The 17017-nt window shown below is 68.1% G+C and carries 16 protein-coding genes; 9 read left to right on the forward strand and 7 right to left on the reverse strand.

What is annotated here, in order from left to right:
* Position 1: 1 nt before the first annotated feature.
* Genes BT264_RS17880 through BT264_RS17890 form a run of 3 tightly spaced genes read left to right on the forward strand, consistent with a single transcriptional unit; the run spans position 2 to position 3815 of the window.
* On the forward strand, positions 2-1468 hold the full coding sequence (locus BT264_RS17880; protein ID WP_072439356.1) for an O-antigen ligase family protein: 1467 nt from the start codon (positions 2-4) through the stop codon (positions 1466-1468).
* Positions 1465-2649, forward strand: coding sequence for a glycosyltransferase family 4 protein (locus BT264_RS17885; protein WP_072439358.1), 1185 nt, complete (start codon positions 1465-1467; stop codon positions 2647-2649). The genes BT264_RS17880 and BT264_RS17885 overlap by 4 nt, the downstream gene beginning before the upstream one ends.
* The gene (locus BT264_RS17890; RefSeq protein WP_072439360.1) at positions 2649-3815 is read left to right on the forward strand and encodes a glycosyltransferase family 4 protein; all 1167 of its coding nucleotides are present in this window, start codon (positions 2649-2651) and stop codon (positions 3813-3815) included. Before BT264_RS17885 ends, BT264_RS17890 begins: the two co-directional genes overlap by 1 nt.
* A gap of 130 nt (positions 3816-3945) precedes the next feature.
* Here the strand turns inward: BT264_RS17890 and BT264_RS17895 are convergent, their stop codons facing one another.
* Positions 3946-5187: an MFS transporter gene (locus BT264_RS17895; RefSeq protein WP_072439362.1), complete on the reverse strand. Its 1242-nt coding sequence runs from the start codon at positions 5185-5187 to the stop codon at positions 3946-3948.
* 153 nt (positions 5188-5340) lie between these two features.
* Here BT264_RS17895 and BT264_RS17900 point away from each other — a divergent pair, with 153 nt between their 5' ends.
* Complete coding sequence (locus BT264_RS17900; RefSeq protein WP_072439364.1) at positions 5341-5811, forward strand: winged helix-turn-helix transcriptional regulator; 471 nt, start codon at positions 5341-5343, stop codon at positions 5809-5811.
* Positions 5812-5949: 138 nt separating this feature from the next.
* On the opposite strand, the gene BT264_RS17905 is transcribed toward BT264_RS17900, so the two are convergent.
* The gene (locus tag BT264_RS17905) at positions 5950-6723 is read right to left on the reverse strand and encodes an AraC family transcriptional regulator (RefSeq protein WP_072439367.1); all 774 of its coding nucleotides are present in this window, start codon (positions 6721-6723) and stop codon (positions 5950-5952) included.
* 25 nt (positions 6724-6748) lie between these two features.
* Complete coding sequence (locus tag BT264_RS17910) at positions 6749-7090, reverse strand: FKBP-type peptidyl-prolyl cis-trans isomerase (RefSeq protein WP_006479474.1); 342 nt, start codon at positions 7088-7090, stop codon at positions 6749-6751.
* A 572-nt stretch (positions 7091-7662) separates the two neighbouring features.
* On the opposite strand from BT264_RS17910, the gene BT264_RS17915 reads away from it, so the two are divergent.
* Positions 7663-8586 carry a metal-dependent hydrolase gene (locus BT264_RS17915; protein WP_072439505.1) on the forward strand — a complete coding sequence of 308 codons (924 nt, stop codon included), beginning with the start codon at positions 7663-7665 and terminating at the stop codon, positions 8584-8586.
* A gap of 470 nt (positions 8587-9056) precedes the next feature.
* Positions 9057-10520 carry a sigma-54 dependent transcriptional regulator gene (locus tag BT264_RS17925; protein ID WP_072439369.1) on the forward strand — a complete coding sequence of 488 codons (1464 nt, stop codon included), beginning with the start codon at positions 9057-9059 and terminating at the stop codon, positions 10518-10520.
* A 1067-nt stretch (positions 10521-11587) separates the two neighbouring features.
* On the opposite strand, the gene BT264_RS17935 is transcribed toward BT264_RS17925, so the two are convergent.
* Positions 11588-12370: an ABC transporter substrate-binding protein gene (locus BT264_RS17935; RefSeq protein WP_072439373.1), complete on the reverse strand. Its 783-nt coding sequence runs from the start codon at positions 12368-12370 to the stop codon at positions 11588-11590.
* 233 nt (positions 12371-12603) lie between these two features.
* Between BT264_RS17935 and BT264_RS17940 the strand changes: the two genes are divergently transcribed.
* Together BT264_RS17940 and BT264_RS17945 are read left to right on the forward strand one after the other, a co-directional pair.
* On the forward strand, positions 12604-13023 hold the full coding sequence (locus BT264_RS17940; RefSeq protein WP_034185167.1) for an MbcA/ParS/Xre antitoxin family protein: 420 nt from the start codon (positions 12604-12606) through the stop codon (positions 13021-13023).
* A gap of 2 nt (positions 13024-13025) precedes the next feature.
* Positions 13026-13721: an RES family NAD+ phosphorylase gene (locus BT264_RS17945; protein WP_072439375.1), complete on the forward strand. Its 696-nt coding sequence runs from the start codon at positions 13026-13028 to the stop codon at positions 13719-13721.
* A 34-nt stretch (positions 13722-13755) separates the two neighbouring features.
* Here BT264_RS17945 and BT264_RS17950 read toward each other — a convergent pair whose 3' ends face one another.
* A complete protein-coding gene (locus BT264_RS17950) occupies positions 13756-14487 on the reverse strand; it encodes a metallophosphoesterase (RefSeq protein ID WP_072439377.1) in 732 nt (243 codons plus the stop codon).
* A gap of 139 nt (positions 14488-14626) precedes the next feature.
* On the opposite strand from BT264_RS17950, the gene BT264_RS17955 reads away from it, so the two are divergent.
* A complete protein-coding gene (locus BT264_RS17955; RefSeq protein WP_072439379.1) occupies positions 14627-15280 on the forward strand; it encodes a DUF1345 domain-containing protein in 654 nt (217 codons plus the stop codon).
* Positions 15281-15286: 6 nt separating this feature from the next.
* On the opposite strand, the gene BT264_RS17960 is transcribed toward BT264_RS17955, so the two are convergent.
* Positions 15287-15955 (reverse strand): glutathione S-transferase, encoded by a 669-nt coding sequence (locus BT264_RS17960; RefSeq protein ID WP_072439509.1) that lies wholly within the window; start codon positions 15953-15955, stop codon positions 15287-15289.
* Positions 15956-16050: 95 nt separating this feature from the next.
* Complete coding sequence (locus tag BT264_RS17965; RefSeq protein ID WP_072439381.1) at positions 16051-16758, reverse strand: class I SAM-dependent methyltransferase; 708 nt, start codon at positions 16756-16758, stop codon at positions 16051-16053.
* Positions 16759-17017 lie beyond the last annotated feature (259 nt).

Consider the following 17017-nt stretch of genomic DNA (forward strand, 5'->3'; position numbering starts at 1 on the left):
GATGAGTACGATTGCCGCCGAACGCGCACCGTCGCGCAACCGCAGCTGGTTTGCCGAACCGAAGCACTGGGCCGGGCAGGCCGGGCTGTGGTCGTTCACCGCCGTGCTGATCGCCGCGCACCAGGGCAAGGTACTGACGCTCGCGTTTCCGGTGCTGGCGATCGCGGTGGGCATCTGGCTGTATTTCAAGAGCCCGGCGCGCTATGTCGGCTTCATGTGGTGGGTGTGGTTCCTGAGCCCGGAAGTGCGGCGTCTCGCCGACTGGTCGAAGGGCGCGTTCACGCCGACCAGCCTGATCCAGGTCGCGCCGCTCGCGGTGACGATGATCGCCGGCTTCGGGCTGATCCGGCATTACCGCGTGCTCGCGCAGCGGCGCGGGATTCCGGTGCTGCTGATGCTGTTCGGGCTCGCGTACGCCTATCTCGTCGGGATCGTGTCGAGCGGCGTGATGGCCGCGACCTACGACCTCGCGAACTGGGTGTACCCGGTGCTGATCGGCTTTCACATCATGGTCAACGCGCGCGACTATCCCGAGTATCGCGACGTGCTGTTGTCCACGTTCATGTGGGGCATGCTCGTGATGGGCGTGTACGGCGTCGTGCAGTACTTCGTGATGCCGCAGTGGGACGTGTTGTGGATGATCGGCTCGGACATGGGTTCGCAGGGCGAGCCGGTGCCGTACGGCGTGCGGGTATTCAGCACGATGAACTCGTCGGGGCCGTTCGCGTTCGCGATGATGGGCGCGCTGGTGTTCGTGCTCGCGGCGCCGCAGAAGATCCGCTGGTTCGCGGGGGCGGCCGGGTTCGTGTCGTTCGCGCTGTGTCTCGTGCGTTCGACGTGGGGCGGCTGGGTGATCGCGCTCGCGATCCAGCTCGCGCAGTCGAACAACCGCGTGCGGATGCGGATCCTCATCAGCGGCATCGTGCTGGTCGGGTTATGCGTGCCGCTGCTGACCGTCGGGCCGGTGGCCGATCGTCTCGGCCAGCGTCTGCAGTCGATCGTGAACCTGAAGGACGACCGCAGCTACGACGACCGCAACAAGTTCTACGCAACCTTCGCGCAGACGGCGTTTACCGACGTCGCCGGTGAGGGGATGGGCGCGACGGGCGCATCGACGAAGCTGTCGAGCGACAGCGGCGAGCTCGGCAAGTACGGCAGCTTCGACAGCGGCGTGATGAACGTGCCGTTCGTGCTCGGCTGGCCCGGCACGCTGCTGTATCTCGCCGGCGTCGTGATGCTGTTCGGCCGCACGCTGCGCGCGGCGTTCAAGCTGCGCAAGGACAAGTTCGTCGGCGCGTGCCTGAGCCTGTGCCTGTCGACGTTCGCGATGCTCGTGTTCACGAACTCGCTGATCGGCACGGGCGGCCTGCTGATGTTTACAGCCATTTTTTCGATACTTTCCGCGGCGCACTGGCAGAAGGCGCAACGCCTGCTGGCCGCCGCGCGTTCACGGGGAGGCGACCTTTGAGAATCGCGATCGTCACGCATGTCGTGCGACATAACGACGGGCAGGGCCGCGTCAATTACGAAATCGCGCGCGCGGCGCTGGCCGAGAACTACGAAGTCACGCTGGTCGCATCGCACGTCGCGCCCGAGCTGCTGGCCGACCCGCGCGTGCGCTGGGTGCCGGTGAAGGTCGGGCGCTTCTGGCCGTCGAATCTCGTCAAGCAGCAGGTGTTCGCGCTGAAGAGCGCGTGGTGGCTGCGCGCGCATCGCGGCGAGTACGACGTGCTGCACGTGAACGGCTTCATCTCGTGGATCAAGGCCGACGTGAACACCGCGCACTTCGTGCACGGCGGCTGGTTCAGGAGCCCGTACTATCCGTTCGGGCTCACGAAGGGGATGTGGTCGGCTTACCAGTACGTCTATACGCGCGTGAACACCGCGCTCGAGCGCTGGGCATACCGGCGTTCGCGTGCGATCACCGCGGTGTCGCAGAAGGTGGCCGACGAGATCGCCGCGCTCGGCATCGACAGCCGCAAGATCAGCGTGATCTACAACGGCGTCGACGGCAGTGCGTTCGCGGGCGCGCAGGCCGACCGTGCGGCGTTCAAGCTGCCGGACGACGCGTTCCTGCTGCTGTTCGTCGGCGACCTGCGCACGCCGCGCAAGAACCTCGGCACCGTACTGAAGGCGCTGACGAAGCTGCCGGCGAACGTCCATCTGGCGGTGGCCGGCTATCTGCCCGGCAGCCCGTATCCGGACGAGGCGCGCGCGCTCGGCATCGATTCGCGCGTGCATTTCCTCGGCCTCGTGAAAAACATGCCGACGCTGATGCGCTCGGTCGATGCGTATGTATTCCCGTCGCGCTACGAAGCGATGAGCCTGTCGCTGCTCGAGGCGATGGCGGCCGGACTGCCGGTCGTCACCGCGCGCACCGCGGGCGGCGCGGAAATCATCACGCGCGAATGCGGGATCGTGCTGGAGGATCCGGACGATCCCGCCGCGCTCGCGCAGGCGATCGGTTCGCTCGCGGCGTCGCGCGACACCTGCCGTGCGATGGGCGGCGCGGCTCGCGAACTGATGACCCGTTTCGGCTGGGCGCACATGGGTGCCCAGTACGTCGCGCTCTACCGGCGCATCGGCCAACCCACGCAGCCGTCCGCGTTCGAGCGGGTCGAGCATGCAGTCACGCAGGAGCAATCGTGATGTCCCAATCTTCCCGGCCGATCAAATCGTTGCAGATCGGCATGCACTGGTTCCCCGAACGTGCGGGCGGCCTCGACCGGATGTACTACTCGCTCGTCGGCGCGCTGCCGGGCGCGGGTGTGGAGGTGCGCGGGCTCGTCGCAGGCTCGCCGAAGGTCGCCGACGACACGGGCGGCGCGATCCAGGGCTTCGGTCCCGCGTCGCAGACGCTCGCGCGCCGGATGCTCGCCGCGCGGCGCGCGCTGCGCGAGGAGATCCGCAGCGAGCGGCCGGACGTGATTTCTTCGCACTTCGCGCTGTACACGTTCCCGGGCCTCGACGTGACGCGCGGGATTCCGCAGGTGTCGCACTTCCAGGGGCCGTGGGCCGACGAAAGCCAGGTCGAGGGCGCCGCGACGCTCGGGCAGCGCGCGAAACGCTATCTCGAGCAGGCCGTCTATACGCGCTCGTCGCGGCTGATCGTGCTGTCGCAGGCGTTTGGCCAGATCCTGACGAATCGCTACGGGATCGAGCCGTCGCGCGTGCGCGTGATTCCCGGCTGCGTCGATACCGCGCAGTTCGACACGCCGCTCACGCCCGCCGAGGCGCGGCACAAGCTGCAACTGCCGCAGGACCGGCCGATCGTGCTGGCCGTGCGCCGGCTGGTGCGACGCATGGGGCTGGAGGACCTGATCGACGCGATCGGCCTCGTCAAGCACCGTCATCCGGACGTGCTGCTGCTGATCGCCGGCAAGGGCAAGATCGGCGAGGAACTGCAGCAGCGTATCGACGCGGCGGGGCTGCAGGACAACGTGAAGCTGCTCGGCTTCGTGCCCGACCATCATCTCGCGGCGCTGTACCGTGCGGCGACGGTCAGCGTCGTGCCGACGGTCGCGCTCGAAGGCTTCGGGCTGATCACCGTCGAATCGCTTGCGTCCGGCACGCCCGTGCTGGTCACGCCGGTCGGCGGGCTGCCGGAGGCGGTGGCCGGGCTGTCCAACGATCTCGTGCTGCCGTCGACCGGCGCGGACGCGATCGCGGAAGGGCTCGGCGGCGCGCTGTCTGGTGCGATCGCGCTGCCCGACGAGGCCGCGTGCAAGCGTTATGCGCGCGATCATTTCGACAACGCGGTGATCGCGCGGCGCGTCGCCGGCGTGTACGAAGAGGCGATCCAGGCGGCAGGTTGAGCGCCCGCGGCGCGCACCGTGCGTGCCGTACCGAAGGTCGAACCGGTGCGCGTGCGCGGCCGGTTCGCGCACCGGCCGCCCGCGACGGGCGCGCCGGCTTTCCCCTCCCGATCCGCGTCGCCGGCACGCGTCACGCGCGCCTGAGCGTCGCGGCCCACACGCCGAGCGCGGCCACGCTGACGACCGCGCCGAGCGCGCAGACGCCCGGCCATCCGGCGCGCGCATACATCATCGTCGACGCAATCGCGCCGAGCCCGCTGCCGGCCGAGTAGAACAGCATGTAGCAGCCGACGAGCCGTGCATGCGCGTCGGGCCGCGTGCCGAGAATCATGCTCTGGTTGACGACGTGGACGGCCTGTCCGCCGACGTCGAGCAGCACGATGCCGACGATCAGCAGCGCAATCGACGTATTGCCGAACGCGAGCGGCAGCCATGAGCACGCGAGCAGCGCGAGCGCGGCGCCGGTCGTCGCTTCGCCGCGCCCGCGATCGGCAAGCCGGCCCGCGCGCGTGGCCGCCGCCGCGCCCAGTGCGCCGACGAGGCCGAACGCGCCGATCTGCGTATGCGACATCGAATGCGGCGGTGCGCTCAGCGGCAGCACCAGCGCGCTCCAGAAGATGCTGAACGCCGCGAACATCAGCAACGCGATCGCGCCGCGCACGCGCAGCACGCGGTCGTCACGCAGCAGCGACACCATCGATCGCAGCAGCGCCGCGTAACCGATGCGTTCGCGCGGCCCGTTCGTGTCGGGCAACAGCCGCGACAGCACGGCGAGCATCGCGATCGCGAGCGCACCCGAGACGAGATAGACCGCGCGCCAGCCGGCAATATCGGTGACGACGCCGGCCACCGAGCGCGCGGCCAGCAGCCCGATCACGACGCCGCCCTGCGCGGCGCCCACCACGCGCCCGCGTTCGCCGGCGCCCGCGAGCGCGGCCGAGCACGCGATCAGCCCTTGCGTCATCGCGGTGCCGAGCAGCCCGACCGCGACCATCCCCGCCAGCAGCGCGATGCGCGTCGATGCCGCCGCCACGCCGATGCAGGCCGCCGTCAGCAGCAGAAGCTGCGCGGCGATCAGGCGTTTGCGGTTCAGCAGATCGCCGAGCGGCACGACGAACAGCAGCGCGAGCGCGCAGCCGAGCTGCGTGGCGGTGATGACGCCGCCGACCGCGGCTTGCGACACGCCGAAATCCCGCGCGATCGAATCGAGCAGCGGCTGCGCGTAGTAGACGTTCGCGACGCTCGCCGCGCAGCAGACGGCCAGCAGCGAGACGCGGGCCGCGGACAGGCGGCCGTCGCCGGCCGGATGCGCCGTGTTCGATGCATTCGCTGCATTCGACGCGACGGTGCTTGAATGACAGGAAGGCGCCATCGGTTTCCTTACGCAAAGTAGTTGCAATTTGAAACTGGTGTGAGTGTAGGTAAAGTAGTTTTAAAATGCAACCTGTTGTGCGGCGGGCGACGGGCCCGCGCACGGACGGCCGGCACTGCCGTGAGGGCGGCCGGCTAGACTGCGGAGAGGAACATGGCCAGGCAGAAAAGTCTTGCGGATTCGCCGTGCCCGGTGGCGCGGGCGACCGATATCGTCGGTGATCGCTGGGCGCTGCTGATCGTGCGCGATGCGTTCGACGGCGTGCGCCGCTTCGGCGATTTCCGCGCGAGCCTCGGCGTCGCGAGCAACATCCTGTCCGACCGGCTCAGGATGCTGGTGGACGCCGGCGTGTTCGACGTCGTGCCGGCGTCGGACGGTACCGCGTATCAGGAGTACGCGCTGACCAAAAAGGGCGAGGGGCTGTTTCCGGTCATCGTGATGCTGCGGCAGTGGGGCGAGGCGAACCTGTTCGCGCGTGGCGAGCCGCATTCGGTGCTGGTCGACCGCAATACGGGGCGCGCGATCCGCAAGCTCGCGCTGCGGCACGACGATGGCCGGCCCGTGAAGGCGGCCGAGACGGTCGTGAGGAAGGTCGGCGACGAAGCGGGCGCGACGCGGCGGTGAGCACCACGCGCTATGGCGCGGATTGCGAGCGGAAACGAAGCGGGGGCGACGAAGGTTGCGGCCGGACCGGCTCGAACGCGGTTTGCCGAACCGTGCGGCTACGTGGGTTGACGCGTGTTCAGGGCGACGGATTCGCGCTCAATGCCGCTCGCCGCGCCAGCGTCCCGGCGCAACGCCGAAGCGCTTCGTGAACGCATGCGTGAACGTGCTTTGATCCGCAAAGCCGACCATGCCCGCGATGTCGACGAGCGGATGCCGGCCATCTGCGAGCAGTACGACCGCCGCGTCGAGCCGCAGCCGCTGCAAATAGCGATGCGGCGTTTCGCCGAACGCGTCGACGAACAGTTGATGAAACCGGCGCATCCCGTAGCCGCAGTGCGCGGCGAGATCGGCGATGCGCAGCGGCTCGGCGAGCCGCGCGCGCAGCCAGCGGTCGATGCGCGCGAAATCGAGGCCCGACGTGGGCGCGGCGATGCCGGCATCGTCGATGAGCGCGCCGCACAGGCGTGCCGCGGCCTGCCACTGGAAACGGTGCGCGGCTGCCTGCCGTGCGTCGCCGGCCGGCGCATCGAGTTGCGCGGCGGCCGCTGCGACCTGCGCGACGAGCGACGTCAGGGCCGGATCGATCGACACGGCGCGTGCGCGGTCGAACAACCGCTGCGGCACCGCGAGCGATGCTGCGGGCAGGTCGATCACGAGCTGGCGATTGTCGCCGAGGCCCGCATAGTCGTGGCGCGCGCCGGCCGGAATCAGCCACGCCGCGTGCCGGTCGATGCGCCGGCCGATCCCGTCCACCGCCATCACCATCGCGCCATCGACGCCGAGCACGACCTGGTGGAAGTCGTGCACGTCCGACGCTTCGCACGTGTCGTAGCGGCGCAGCGCGATGGCGGGGGAGGCGATGCGTTCCATCGGAAGGAAACGGCCGGGTGCGTCGTCAGACGTCGAGCAGTTCGACTTCGAACACGAGCGTCGCATTCGGCGGAATCACGCCGCCTGCGCCGCGCGGGCCGTAGCCGAGTTGCGGCGGGATCGTCAGGCGGCGCACGCCGCCGACCTTCATGCCCTGCACGCCTTCGTCCCAGCCCTTGATGACCATGCCGCCGCCGAGCACGAACGCGAACGGGTCGTTGCGGTCCTTGCTCGAATCGAATTTCTGACCGTCGGTCAGCCAGCCCGTGTAGTGAACGCTGACGGTCTTGCCGGCTTGCGCTTCCGCGCCGGTGCCTTCGGTCAGGTCTTCGTATTTGAGGCCCGATTCGGTCGTGATGACAGACATGACTACTCCTGAAAGAGGGTTGCGTAAGACCGCTATTGTAGGCGAGCCCGCAGCGGGCCGTCGCACGTGGCTTTCACCCGCCGGTACGCGTGTCGCGGACGGCTGCGAGGCGCCGCGCCCGCGGTCGCCGAAAATGCAAATGGAACGCGCGTTTGAATTTTTCTCGGGCCGCGCGACCGAGGTTGCATCGTGCGAGTGCGCCGCGCGTATGAATCGGTGCTACCGGGGCGGTATGCCATATGCCGCGCGCCGCCGCCGGATTCGTCGAAACGCCCGTCGCGCGGGGCGTTCGGGCAGATGGCGAGTCGCGGCGCCGAGCGCCTCGCGTCGCTTGCAGGCCGTTCGAATCGCGGCCCGCCCGGGCGCTGTTCGAACGTCGTTTTTCCCGCCTTTCCGACCGTGCCCTGTTTGGAAGCGGGCATCTACCGCGCGGCTTGCGCGCGTCGGCGCGGGCGGCCTATCTTTACATCTGTCGATGTCAAGATTTTGGCGGTGCGCGATGCGCCGCCGGGGCCTGCGCCGGCCGCGTCGGACGACGCGCCGGGCCGCTCCGGAACAGGAGAACGATGAACATGAAGTCTGCCGCTTCCGCTTCCGCTACCGCAGCCGGAATCATGCCGGTGCGCCGCGACCTGCGCTTCGATCTGCGGGTCGAGCGCGCGAAGGACTGGCATGGCCTCGGGTCGCACGTGACCCATTTCTTCAACGCGCTGTCGCTGCTGTTCCCGGCCGGCGAGCGCTTTTTCATGGACTCGGTGCGCAATTACCGCGACCGGATCGACGATCCCGTGCTGAAGCAGCAGGTGCTCGGCTTCATCGGCCAGGAGGCGATGCATACGCGCGAGCACGTCGAATACAACGAGCTGATGCAGGCGAACCGTTTGCCCGCGCGCAAGCTCGACAAGCGCGTGTGGGCGGTGCTCGGTTACATGAAGCGCAAGCTGCCGCATTCGGTGCAGCTCGCGCATACGGTCGCGGCGGAGCACTATACGGCGATGCTCGCCGAATGGCTGCTGCGCGACCCGACGCGCCTCGAAGGCTCGATCGAAGGCTACCGGCAGATGTGGATATGGCACGCGCTCGAGGAAACCGAGCACAAGGCCGTGTCGTTCGACGTGTGGAATGCCGTGATGAAGCCGGGGCTGCGGCGTTACCTGATCCGCATCGGCGTGTATCTGCTGACGACGCTGACGTTCTGGCCAGCCGTGTTCCTGATGCACGCGACGCTGCTGTGGCGCGATCGCGGTGCCGGACATCACGTGCGCGGGATGCTGCGGACGATCGCGTTCCTGTACGGGCCGCGCCGCGGGCTGTTCCCGCGCATCGCGGGCGAATGGCTGAGCTTTTTCCGGCCGGGCTTCCATCCGTGGGATCACGACAACCATCACCATCTCGCGCGGGTCGACGCGCTCGTCGCCACCTACGGCGAACACGGCGGCACGCCGGTCGGCCGCGGCCGCGCGAACGCGCTGGCGCCGGTCGCATCGGGCCGCTGACACAATCCGTTTCTGACACAAGCCGTCGCGCTGCGATGGACGGCGTCGGGCCGCGCATGTTGCGTTCCTGCATCATGCCGGCTTCCTCCGACGATTAACCGAAATCAACCGGAACCGGTTGCGCGGGCATCCGGCTGTCCGGTCGACCGGCCGCGCACCTCCTCGCCGGCGTGCCGATTCTGCGTGCGCCGCATCGCACCCTAACGCCGCGCGCCAGCACCGGCGCGGCTTTGCGCACAGCGCGCCCGCCCGCTCCGGGTTCGCGCCGCGCCCGCCACCGGGATAACACCCATCTAGCCGCAGGCCGGCCGCGTCGATATACCGTTCATGACAACCTCAAGCTCATGCACGATTCATGCGCAGGGGGATTTTATTCGGACGGAAATGCGGCCAATATGTCAGTTCGATCGTGGTCCGTCGTATGCGTCGGCGAGCCGGCGCACGATACCAACGCCAAGCGGGGAACAACGATGGTTGCAAGGTCACCCGACGCAAACGGGAATGCGGCGCCCGAGACGACGCCCGTGTCCGTCACCGCTCCAGAGGCCGGCCGCAAGCTGTTCGTGATCATGCGTACGCCCGACGAGCCGCTGCTTGCGCAACTGCGGGGGCTCGGCTGGGAGATCACGGTCGCGAAGACAGCCGGCGCCGCGCAGAACATGACATCCGGCGTAATCGTCGCCGCCGGGCTGGTCGATTTCACGGGGTTCACGTCGCGCGACTATCCGGCGCTGAAAGCGTGCCTGAGCCAGCCTGCGATCGGCTGGATTTCGATCGCGCAGGCCGGCATCACGATCGGTCCCGCCGTGCGCGAGTTGATCCGCAGCTATTGTTTCGATTACGTGACGCTGCCGCTGCCCCACGAATGGATTTCGCATGTGCTCGGCCATGCGCGCGGGATGGCCGCGCTCGACCGCGTCGACGGCGCAGCCTATGCGGCGTCGATCGGCGAGCACGGCATGATCGGCAACTGCGAGGCGATGCAGCAGTTGTTCAGCACGATCCGCAAGGTCGCGAAGACCGACGCGAGCGTATTCATCTCCGGCGAGTCGGGCACCGGCAAGGAACTGACGGCGCTCGCGATTCACGAGCGTTCCGGCCGCGGCAAGGGGCCGTTCGTCGCGATCAACTGCGGGGCGATTCCGCATCACCTGCTGCAGTCGGAGCTGTTCGGCTATGAGCGCGGCGCGTTCACCGGCGCGAACCAGCGGCGCGTGGGCCGGATCGAATCGGCGAACGGCGGCACGCTGTTTCTCGACGAGATCGGCGACATGCCGGTCGAGAGCCAGGCGAGCCTGCTGCGCTTCCTGCAGGGAGGGAAGATCGAGCGGCTCGGCGGACAGGAATCGATCTCGGTCGACGTGCGGATCATCTCGGCGACGCACGTGGATCTCGACGGCGCGGTCGAGACCGGGCGCTTCCGCGCGGATCTCTATCACCGCCTGTGCGTGCTGCGCATTCACGAGCCGCCGCTGCGCGCGCGCGGCAAGGACATCGACATCCTCGCGCATTACGTGCTGCAGAAGTTCAAGGCCGACAGCGGCCGCAAGATCAGCGGCTTCACGTCGGCCGCGCTCGACGCGATGCGCCGCTACGAGTGGCCCGGCAATGTGCGCGAGCTGATCAACCGCGTGCGGCGCGCGATCGTGATGGCCGAGAGCCGTCTGCTGACGCCGCACGATCTCGGGCTCGAGACGCCGGGCGAAACCGAACCCGTGACGCTCGAGCAGGCGAGGGCGATTGCCGAGCGCACCGCGATCGAGAATGCGCTGCTGCGCAACGATCACCGGATCAACAAGGCTGCCGCCGAACTCGGCATTTCGCGCGTGACGCTCTACCGGATGATGATCGAGCACGGGCTGAACGATCACGACAACAACGGCGGGCACGACGGCGCGCCGTCCGGCGACGCGGGGCATCAGCGCGTCGGCTGAGCGGCGCGCAAGGCGCGTGAACCGGTTCGGTGCCGGCCGTTCAGCGATACGTCCAGAGCCGGTGCAGCACGAACGTGACGGGCGGCCCGCGCACGACCGTCAGCCCCGATGTCGCCGACGGCATGTAAAGCGCATGAAACATTTCGCGGCGCAACCGGACGAATTTCCGCGGCGAATCGGGCCGATCGGTACGGTGCCGGTCGGCAAAAATTCCATGTCGATTGTTCAGCCTTATCCCGCAAGGCTCGGCCGCCACGCAGCCGGCGCATGCCGCGCGCCGCATGTTTCAGATTCGCAACTTCCGGCATTGCGCCCCCGTTCCGGCCGTCGTCCCGCGCGCCGAACCCCTTGTGCGGATGGGCGCGCGCGAAGCTGGCCCGCTCCTTGCGGATATGAACGTACGAAAGTCGACGACGCGAAGTCAGGCCGGTTCTGCAGCTAACCCTGTCAATACCGGCCAGGACGCAGTCCGCGGGGATGCGGCGGCGGAGCGCGGCGCAGCAGCCGCGTTCCGGCGAGCATGGAACGTTGTCGCCTGATCGTCGGGGCACCGGCATCGTCCGGTTGCCGGAACAAGTATCAGACTGAAAACGGGGTAGAAAAATGATCGATCGCCACACGCCGCGGCTCGCAGGCCGCGATCGCAGTGATGCGGGGCATCGCCGGTCGAGCGTCGTTCTCGCAGCCGGCCGGCATGCATCGACAGGCCATCTCTCCGCGCCCGGTGCGAGGCGGATCCGGCTGATTGCCGGTCATCCGCGCCGGGTCGGCACTTTCCTGCACCCAGACCCGATTCGAAAGGGCATGTGCACACGGGCGCCGGTATCGCGACGCCCGATCTTCGGCTACTGAATTCGCACGATATCCGGTCGCGTTACCTGTCGTTCACGCGAACCGGTGCAATTGATCTGCAATCCGAATCAAGTTCGACACGTGGCGCAGCGCACGCGACGGAGGATGAATTCGATACGGCGGCGAACGGCGCAATGCCGTCGCCGCCCGGTGGTGAGGGGAGGGCGGTCGGACGCGCGCGACGGGAGAGTCGCCCGTACGCGCGCGACGCCGTTTCAGCCGCCGTAGATGTCGAAGTCGAAGTACTTCGACGCGAGCCGCTTGTAGGTGCCGTCCTTGACCATGTCGACGATCGCGCGGTCGATCTTCGCCTTCAGGTCGGTGTCTTCCTTGCGCAGCCCGATGCCGGCGCCGATGCCGAGCACCTTCTCGTCGACGAGTTCGGGCCCGACGAACTGATAGTTCGCGCCGCGCGGCGATTTCAGGAACCCGATCGCGGCCTGCACTTCATCCTGGAGTGCCCCGTCGAGGCGGCCCGAGGTCAGGTCCGCATACACGCCGTCCTGGTTCTGGTACGACACGACGTTCGCGCCTTGCTTGCCCCAGTACGCTTTCGCATAGGTTTCCTGCGTCGTGCCCTGCTCGACGCCGATCGACTTGCCCTTCAGCGATTCGGCCGTCGGCAGCAGCGGCGAGCCCTTCTTCACGACGAGCCGCGTCGGCTGGTTGTAGATCTTCGTCGTGAAGCCGATCTGCTCCGCGCGCTGCGGCGTGATCGACATCGACGACAGCACCGCGTCGAACTTCTTCGCCTTCAGCGCCGGAATCATCCCGTCGAAATCGTTCTCGAGCCACACGCACTTCGCCTTCAGGCGCGCGCAGATCTCGTTGCCGAGGTCGATGTCGAAGCCGACGAGCTTGCCGTCGGGCGCCTTCGACTCGAACGGCGCGTAGCTGGCGTCGGTGCCGAAGCGGATCGTGGTCCAGTCCTTCGCGGCGGCTGGGCCTGCGGATACCGCGAGCAGGGCGATCGAAACAGCGGCAATCAGTCTCTTCATGGTGCGTTCCTTGGCGGGGTGCTTCCGGTTCTGTGCGACACGGTTCCGCGGACACGAACCGCGTCTGCACGCGGTGTCCGCATGGCCATTAACGCAGAAAATAAAATTTGAGTCCATAATGGACAAAAAATATCGTTTTGCCGGAAGAAATGGCCGATCGCCGGGTGTCGACCCTTGCAAAAATACGAAAATGGACTAGTCTTGTTAGTGAATTCATTTCGAGACTAACGATCATGTCACAGCCTGCCTACGATTCGCATTCCGCCCCGCCGCAGGCTTCGTTTGCGCAGATGTCGGCGGCCGGCCTGCGTGCGTTTTTCAACATCGCGCGCGACTGGGAACTGACGATCGACGAGCAGATCGTGCTGCTCGGGTCGCCCGGCCGTTCGACGTTCTTCAAGTGGAAGGCGGCGCCGGAGTCGGCGCGGCTGCCGCGCGACACGCTCGAGCGGCTATCGCTGCTGCTCGGCATCTACAAGGCGCTGCAGATCCTGCTGCCGCAGCCGGCCGCGGCCGATGCATGGGTCAAGCGGCCCAACGATGCGGCGCCGTTCGGCGGCAAGCGCGCACTCGACCGGATGCTGGCCGGCAACGTCGGCGATCTGGTCGCCGTCCGGCAATATCTCGACGCGATGCGAGGTGGCTGGGCGTGACGATGCCGATCGAAGCAAAACAATGGCCCACGACCGCCGTCGACTGGGCTCCTGCCTATCGTGTGATCCCCACCCGTTTTCCTGCGATCAACCTGTTCGACCGCGTCGCGTCGGCGGACGATTTCGACGCGCTGTACGCGCTCGAATCGCTGACCAACGACCGCATCCGCAACGAAGTCGGCACGCTCGACCTCGTGCCGCCCGCCGAACGCCGCTACGGGCTGGGCTGGGGGCCGATCATGGCCGCGTTCACGCACCTGAATCCGCAGGGCAGCCGTTTTTCCGACGGCAGCTACGGCGTGTTCTACTGCGCCCGCTCGCGCGACACGGCGATCGCCGAAACGCGCTATCACGGCGCGCTGTTCCTGGCCGCGACGAAGGAGCCGCCGATGCGCCAGCAGATGCGGCTCTATACGGTGTTCGCGCAGGGCGACGTGGTCGACGGGCGCACGTGGCCGCAGCGCGATCCCGCGTTGCTGCATCCGCTCGATTACAGCGCGGGGCAGGCGCTCGGTCGCGCGGTGCGCAACGCGGGCGGCGCGGGGATCGTCTATCCGTCGGTGCGCGACCCGGGCGGCGAGTGTCTGGCGGCATTCCGCACCACGCTGCTGCGCGACTGCCGTCACGCGGCCTACCTCGAATACAACTGGAACGGCTCGGCCGTCGACGCGGTGTTCGAACTGAACCAGGTTGGCTAGGGCTCGCTCGCGGGCCGATGCGGGCGCGAGGGCATCACGGCAGCGGCCAGTCGCCCGCGTGGCGTTCGCGCGCCTCGGCCTGCGTCATCGACCACGTGCTGCCGGTGCGCGGCTCGGCGAGCGTGAGCCGCCCGGACGGCGCGAACGCGCCGGTGTCGATGAACCACTGCGCGCCGATCCGCTGCGGTGTGCGTACGGGCGTGTGCCCGGTGCAGGTCAGCGACAGTCCGGCCTGCCGCGCCGGATCGGCGAGCCCCTGGACCAGATCGCGGCCCCAGATCAGTCGCTCGCGCACGTCGTGCGAATAGCTGCCCGTATCGAGGTCGGCGTCCGACCCGAAAAATTCCGCATGCAGCACGTTGAAGCGCTCGGGGCCGTCGCCGATCACGCGCACCAGCGGCAGCGCGTCGACGCGTGCCGCATGCGCGTGCAGCCGCTCCGGCGGCAGGTCGGCGCCCCAGTCGCCGCCGATCCCGCGCCACGCGTCGGGCGACAGCTTGCCGCGCGACACGAGGCTCAGCACTTCCTCGTGATTGCCGCGCACGACGTGGCACCACGGGCGGTCGAGCAGGTCGAGCGCGGTTTCGGACGCGGGGCCGCGGTCGACGAGGTCGCCGACCGAGAACAGGCGGTCGCGGGCCGGATCGAAGCGGATGTCGTGCAGCAGCGCGCGCAGCACGTCCACGCAGCCGTGCAGGTCGCCGACGACGAAGTCGCGGCCGGCCGTGTTCGCGGGGTGGCGGCAGAGGGAGGCGGTGGCAGTCATCCCAGTATCTTAGGCGCTCGTGCCCATCGCCACGTCGCGATGGAATGGCGATAATCGGGGCGCGGTACCCGCCGGCGCGGCGCAGCGGGCCGCCCCGCGTACCGTTCGAACCCTTTCCATCCGCTTTCGGAATCACACGATGACGTTTTATCCGCAGGTATTACGCAACCGGCCGCGCATGGTCGCGGCGTTCGTCGCGGGCTTGCTGTGCGCGGTGCTGCTGCCGTTTCAGCTGCGTCTGACCGCGCGTACGCTGATCGGCTGGGATTGCGCGGTCTGGCTGTATCTCGTGCTGATGTGGGTGCGCATGGTCACCGCGCATCATCACAAGGTGCGCGAAGTCGCGATCCGCGAGGACGAAAGCGCGACGACCGTGCTGACCGTCATATGCCTCGCGACCGTCGCGAGCGTGGCCGCGATCGCGATCGAGCTCGCGACCGCCAAGAGCGTCGGCTTCCGTGCGGGGCTCAGCCATTACGCGATCACGGGCGCGACGCTGTTCGGCGCGTGGTTCCTGATTCCGACGATCTTCACGCTGCACTATGCGCGGCTCTATTACGGCTCGCCGAGCAGCGACCGCGCGCTGCGCTTCCCGGACCGGAACCCCGAACCCGATTACTGGGATTTCCTGTATTTCGCGTTCACGCTCGCGGTCGCGTCGCAGACCGCCGACATATCGCTGGCGAACCGCTCCGCGCGGCGCGCGGTGCTCGCGCAGTCGATCCTGTCGTTCTACTTCAACATGGCCGTGCTCGGGCTGTCGATCAACGTCGCGGCGGGGTTGCTGAGTTGACGCCGGCTACTTGAGCAGGTCGTACGGACCGCCGCGTTCCAGTGCCCGCCGGTACGCCGGCCGCGCGTGGATCGTGTCGAGAAAGCGCGCGATCGCGGAATACTGGCTGCCGCCGCCGCGCGCGGTCGCGGCTTCGAGCGGAAAGCTCATCTGGATGTCGGCCGCGCTGAAGCCGTCGCCGACGAACCAGCCGGTGCGATTCAGCGCGCCGTCGATATGGCCGAGATGCAGCGCGATCTGCGGATCGACGAAGCCCGACTCCAGCGTGTCGGCGATCTTGCGCGCGATCGGCCGCGCGAAGAACGGCATCGGCGCATGCGCGATCCGCAGCGCGACGAGCTTGAGCAGCAGCGGCGGCATCGCCGACCCTTCCGCATAGTGCAGCCAGTACGTGTAGTCGTGCCGCTCGGGCGTGCCGGGCGGCGGCGCGAGGCGCCCGTTGCCGTAGCGTTCGACCAGGTACTCGATGATCGCGCCCGATTCGGCGAACGTGCGGCCGTCGTCGGTGACGACGGGCGACTTGCCGAGCGGATGGATCGCGCGCAGCGCGGGCGGCGCGAGCATCGTTTTCGGATCGCGCTCGTAGCGCACGATCTCGTACGGCACATCCAGTTCTTCGAGCAGCCAGAGCACGCGCTGCGAGCGCGAGTTGTTCAGGTGATGGACGGTGAGCATGTCGAGGCCGGAAGGGGGCGGGAACGACATCATACCCAGCGCGCGCGGCGTGTACGCGAGTCGCGCCGCCCGCCGTTTCGAACCGCTTCGATCCGTTATGCGCGCCGCACCGCGATCCACGCACCCCAGAACAGGCTCGCGAAAAAGCGCAGCGGCGCATCGAAGCCCGCGTTGCGCAGCAGGCTGAACACGGCTTCCTCGGATGCGGGCGGATCGGCGCCTTGCAGGATCTTCGCGAGTTGCGCGCGCACGGCGTCGGGCGTGGCGCCCTTCATGCGCCAGCGCTGCTGCCAGGCGTCGAGCAGGCGAGGGTGGTCCGCATAGCGGCGATGATTGCCGGCGAGCACGAGCGGCGCGCCGGGCTTGAGGCGGCGCGCGATCGCGTGCAGCAGCGCCGCCTTCGCATCGTCGCCCGGGACGTGATGCAGCACGCCGATCAGCGTTGCGCCGTCGAACTCGGGTGCGTCGGGCAGCGCATCGACGTTGTCCTCGACGAATGTCGTGCGCGCACCGAAGCCGGCGGTTTCGACGTTCGTGCGCGCAAGCGCGAGCATCGGCGCGGACGGGTCGACGGCCGTGAATTGCCAGCCCGGCTCGAGCGCGGCCGCCACGCAGATTTCCTGCCCCGTGCCGCCCGCGCCCGCGACGAGTATCCGCGCATCGGGCACGCCGATCGCCGACGCGAGCATGCACGCGGCGAGTTCGTGGCAGGCATCGTAGCCGGCGAGCGCGATGCGCGATTGCTCGGCGTATTCGTGTGCGCGTGCCGGATCGAATTTTGCGGCGCTGGCGGGAAGCGACATGGCGGGTTCCTCGGGTCGGGCGCGGACGACGTGTCCGCGAGCATGGCGCAGAGCGTAAGCGTGCGTGGTCGACGCAACAAGGCGAGCGGTCATTCCGGTATGCCGACTACCCGATTCGGCAAGCGTCGGGCTGCCGATTTTCCGGGGGTCGATTCGCATTTAAAAATGTCTGAACATGATGCATCGCGGTGGCGAATCCGGCGCATACTCGATTCTCTCCCCCCGCCTGGCCGTCGCATGCCGGGCCCCGATGCGCCGC

Source organism: Burkholderia sp. NFPP32 (genome assembly GCF_900119325.1).
Taxonomy (GTDB): domain Bacteria; phylum Pseudomonadota; class Gammaproteobacteria; order Burkholderiales; family Burkholderiaceae; genus Burkholderia; species Burkholderia pyrrocinia_C.

Coding starts and splice junctions, on each gene's coding strand:
- BT264_RS17880 (WP_072439356.1), top strand. CDS start 2: ATGAGTACGATTGCCGCCGAACGCGCACCGTCGCGCAACCGCAGCTGG.
- BT264_RS17890 (WP_072439360.1), top strand. CDS start 2,649: ATGTCCCAATCTTCCCGGCCGATCAAATCGTTGCAGATCGGCATGCAC.
- BT264_RS17895 (WP_072439362.1), bottom strand. CDS start 5,187: ATGGCGCCTTCCTGTCATTCAAGCACCGTCGCGTCGAATGCAGCGAAT.
- BT264_RS17900 (WP_072439364.1), top strand. CDS start 5,341: ATGGCCAGGCAGAAAAGTCTTGCGGATTCGCCGTGCCCGGTGGCGCGG.
- BT264_RS17905 (WP_072439367.1), bottom strand. CDS start 6,723: ATGGAACGCATCGCCTCCCCCGCCATCGCGCTGCGCCGCTACGACACG.
- BT264_RS17910 (WP_006479474.1), bottom strand. CDS start 7,090: ATGTCTGTCATCACGACCGAATCGGGCCTCAAATACGAAGACCTGACC.
- BT264_RS17915 (WP_072439505.1), top strand. CDS start 7,663: ATGAAGTCTGCCGCTTCCGCTTCCGCTACCGCAGCCGGAATCATGCCG.
- BT264_RS17925 (WP_072439369.1), top strand. CDS start 9,057: ATGGTTGCAAGGTCACCCGACGCAAACGGGAATGCGGCGCCCGAGACG.
- BT264_RS17935 (WP_072439373.1), bottom strand. CDS start 12,370: ATGAAGAGACTGATTGCCGCTGTTTCGATCGCCCTGCTCGCGGTATCC.
- BT264_RS17940 (WP_034185167.1), top strand. CDS start 12,604: ATGTCACAGCCTGCCTACGATTCGCATTCCGCCCCGCCGCAGGCTTCG.
- BT264_RS17945 (WP_072439375.1), top strand. CDS start 13,026: ATGCCGATCGAAGCAAAACAATGGCCCACGACCGCCGTCGACTGGGCT.
- BT264_RS17950 (WP_072439377.1), bottom strand. CDS start 14,487: ATGACTGCCACCGCCTCCCTCTGCCGCCACCCCGCGAACACGGCCGGC.
- BT264_RS17955 (WP_072439379.1), top strand. CDS start 14,627: ATGACGTTTTATCCGCAGGTATTACGCAACCGGCCGCGCATGGTCGCG.
- BT264_RS17960 (WP_072439509.1), bottom strand. CDS start 15,955: ATGCTCACCGTCCATCACCTGAACAACTCGCGCTCGCAGCGCGTGCTC.
- BT264_RS17965 (WP_072439381.1), bottom strand. CDS start 16,758: ATGTCGCTTCCCGCCAGCGCCGCAAAATTCGATCCGGCACGCGCACAC.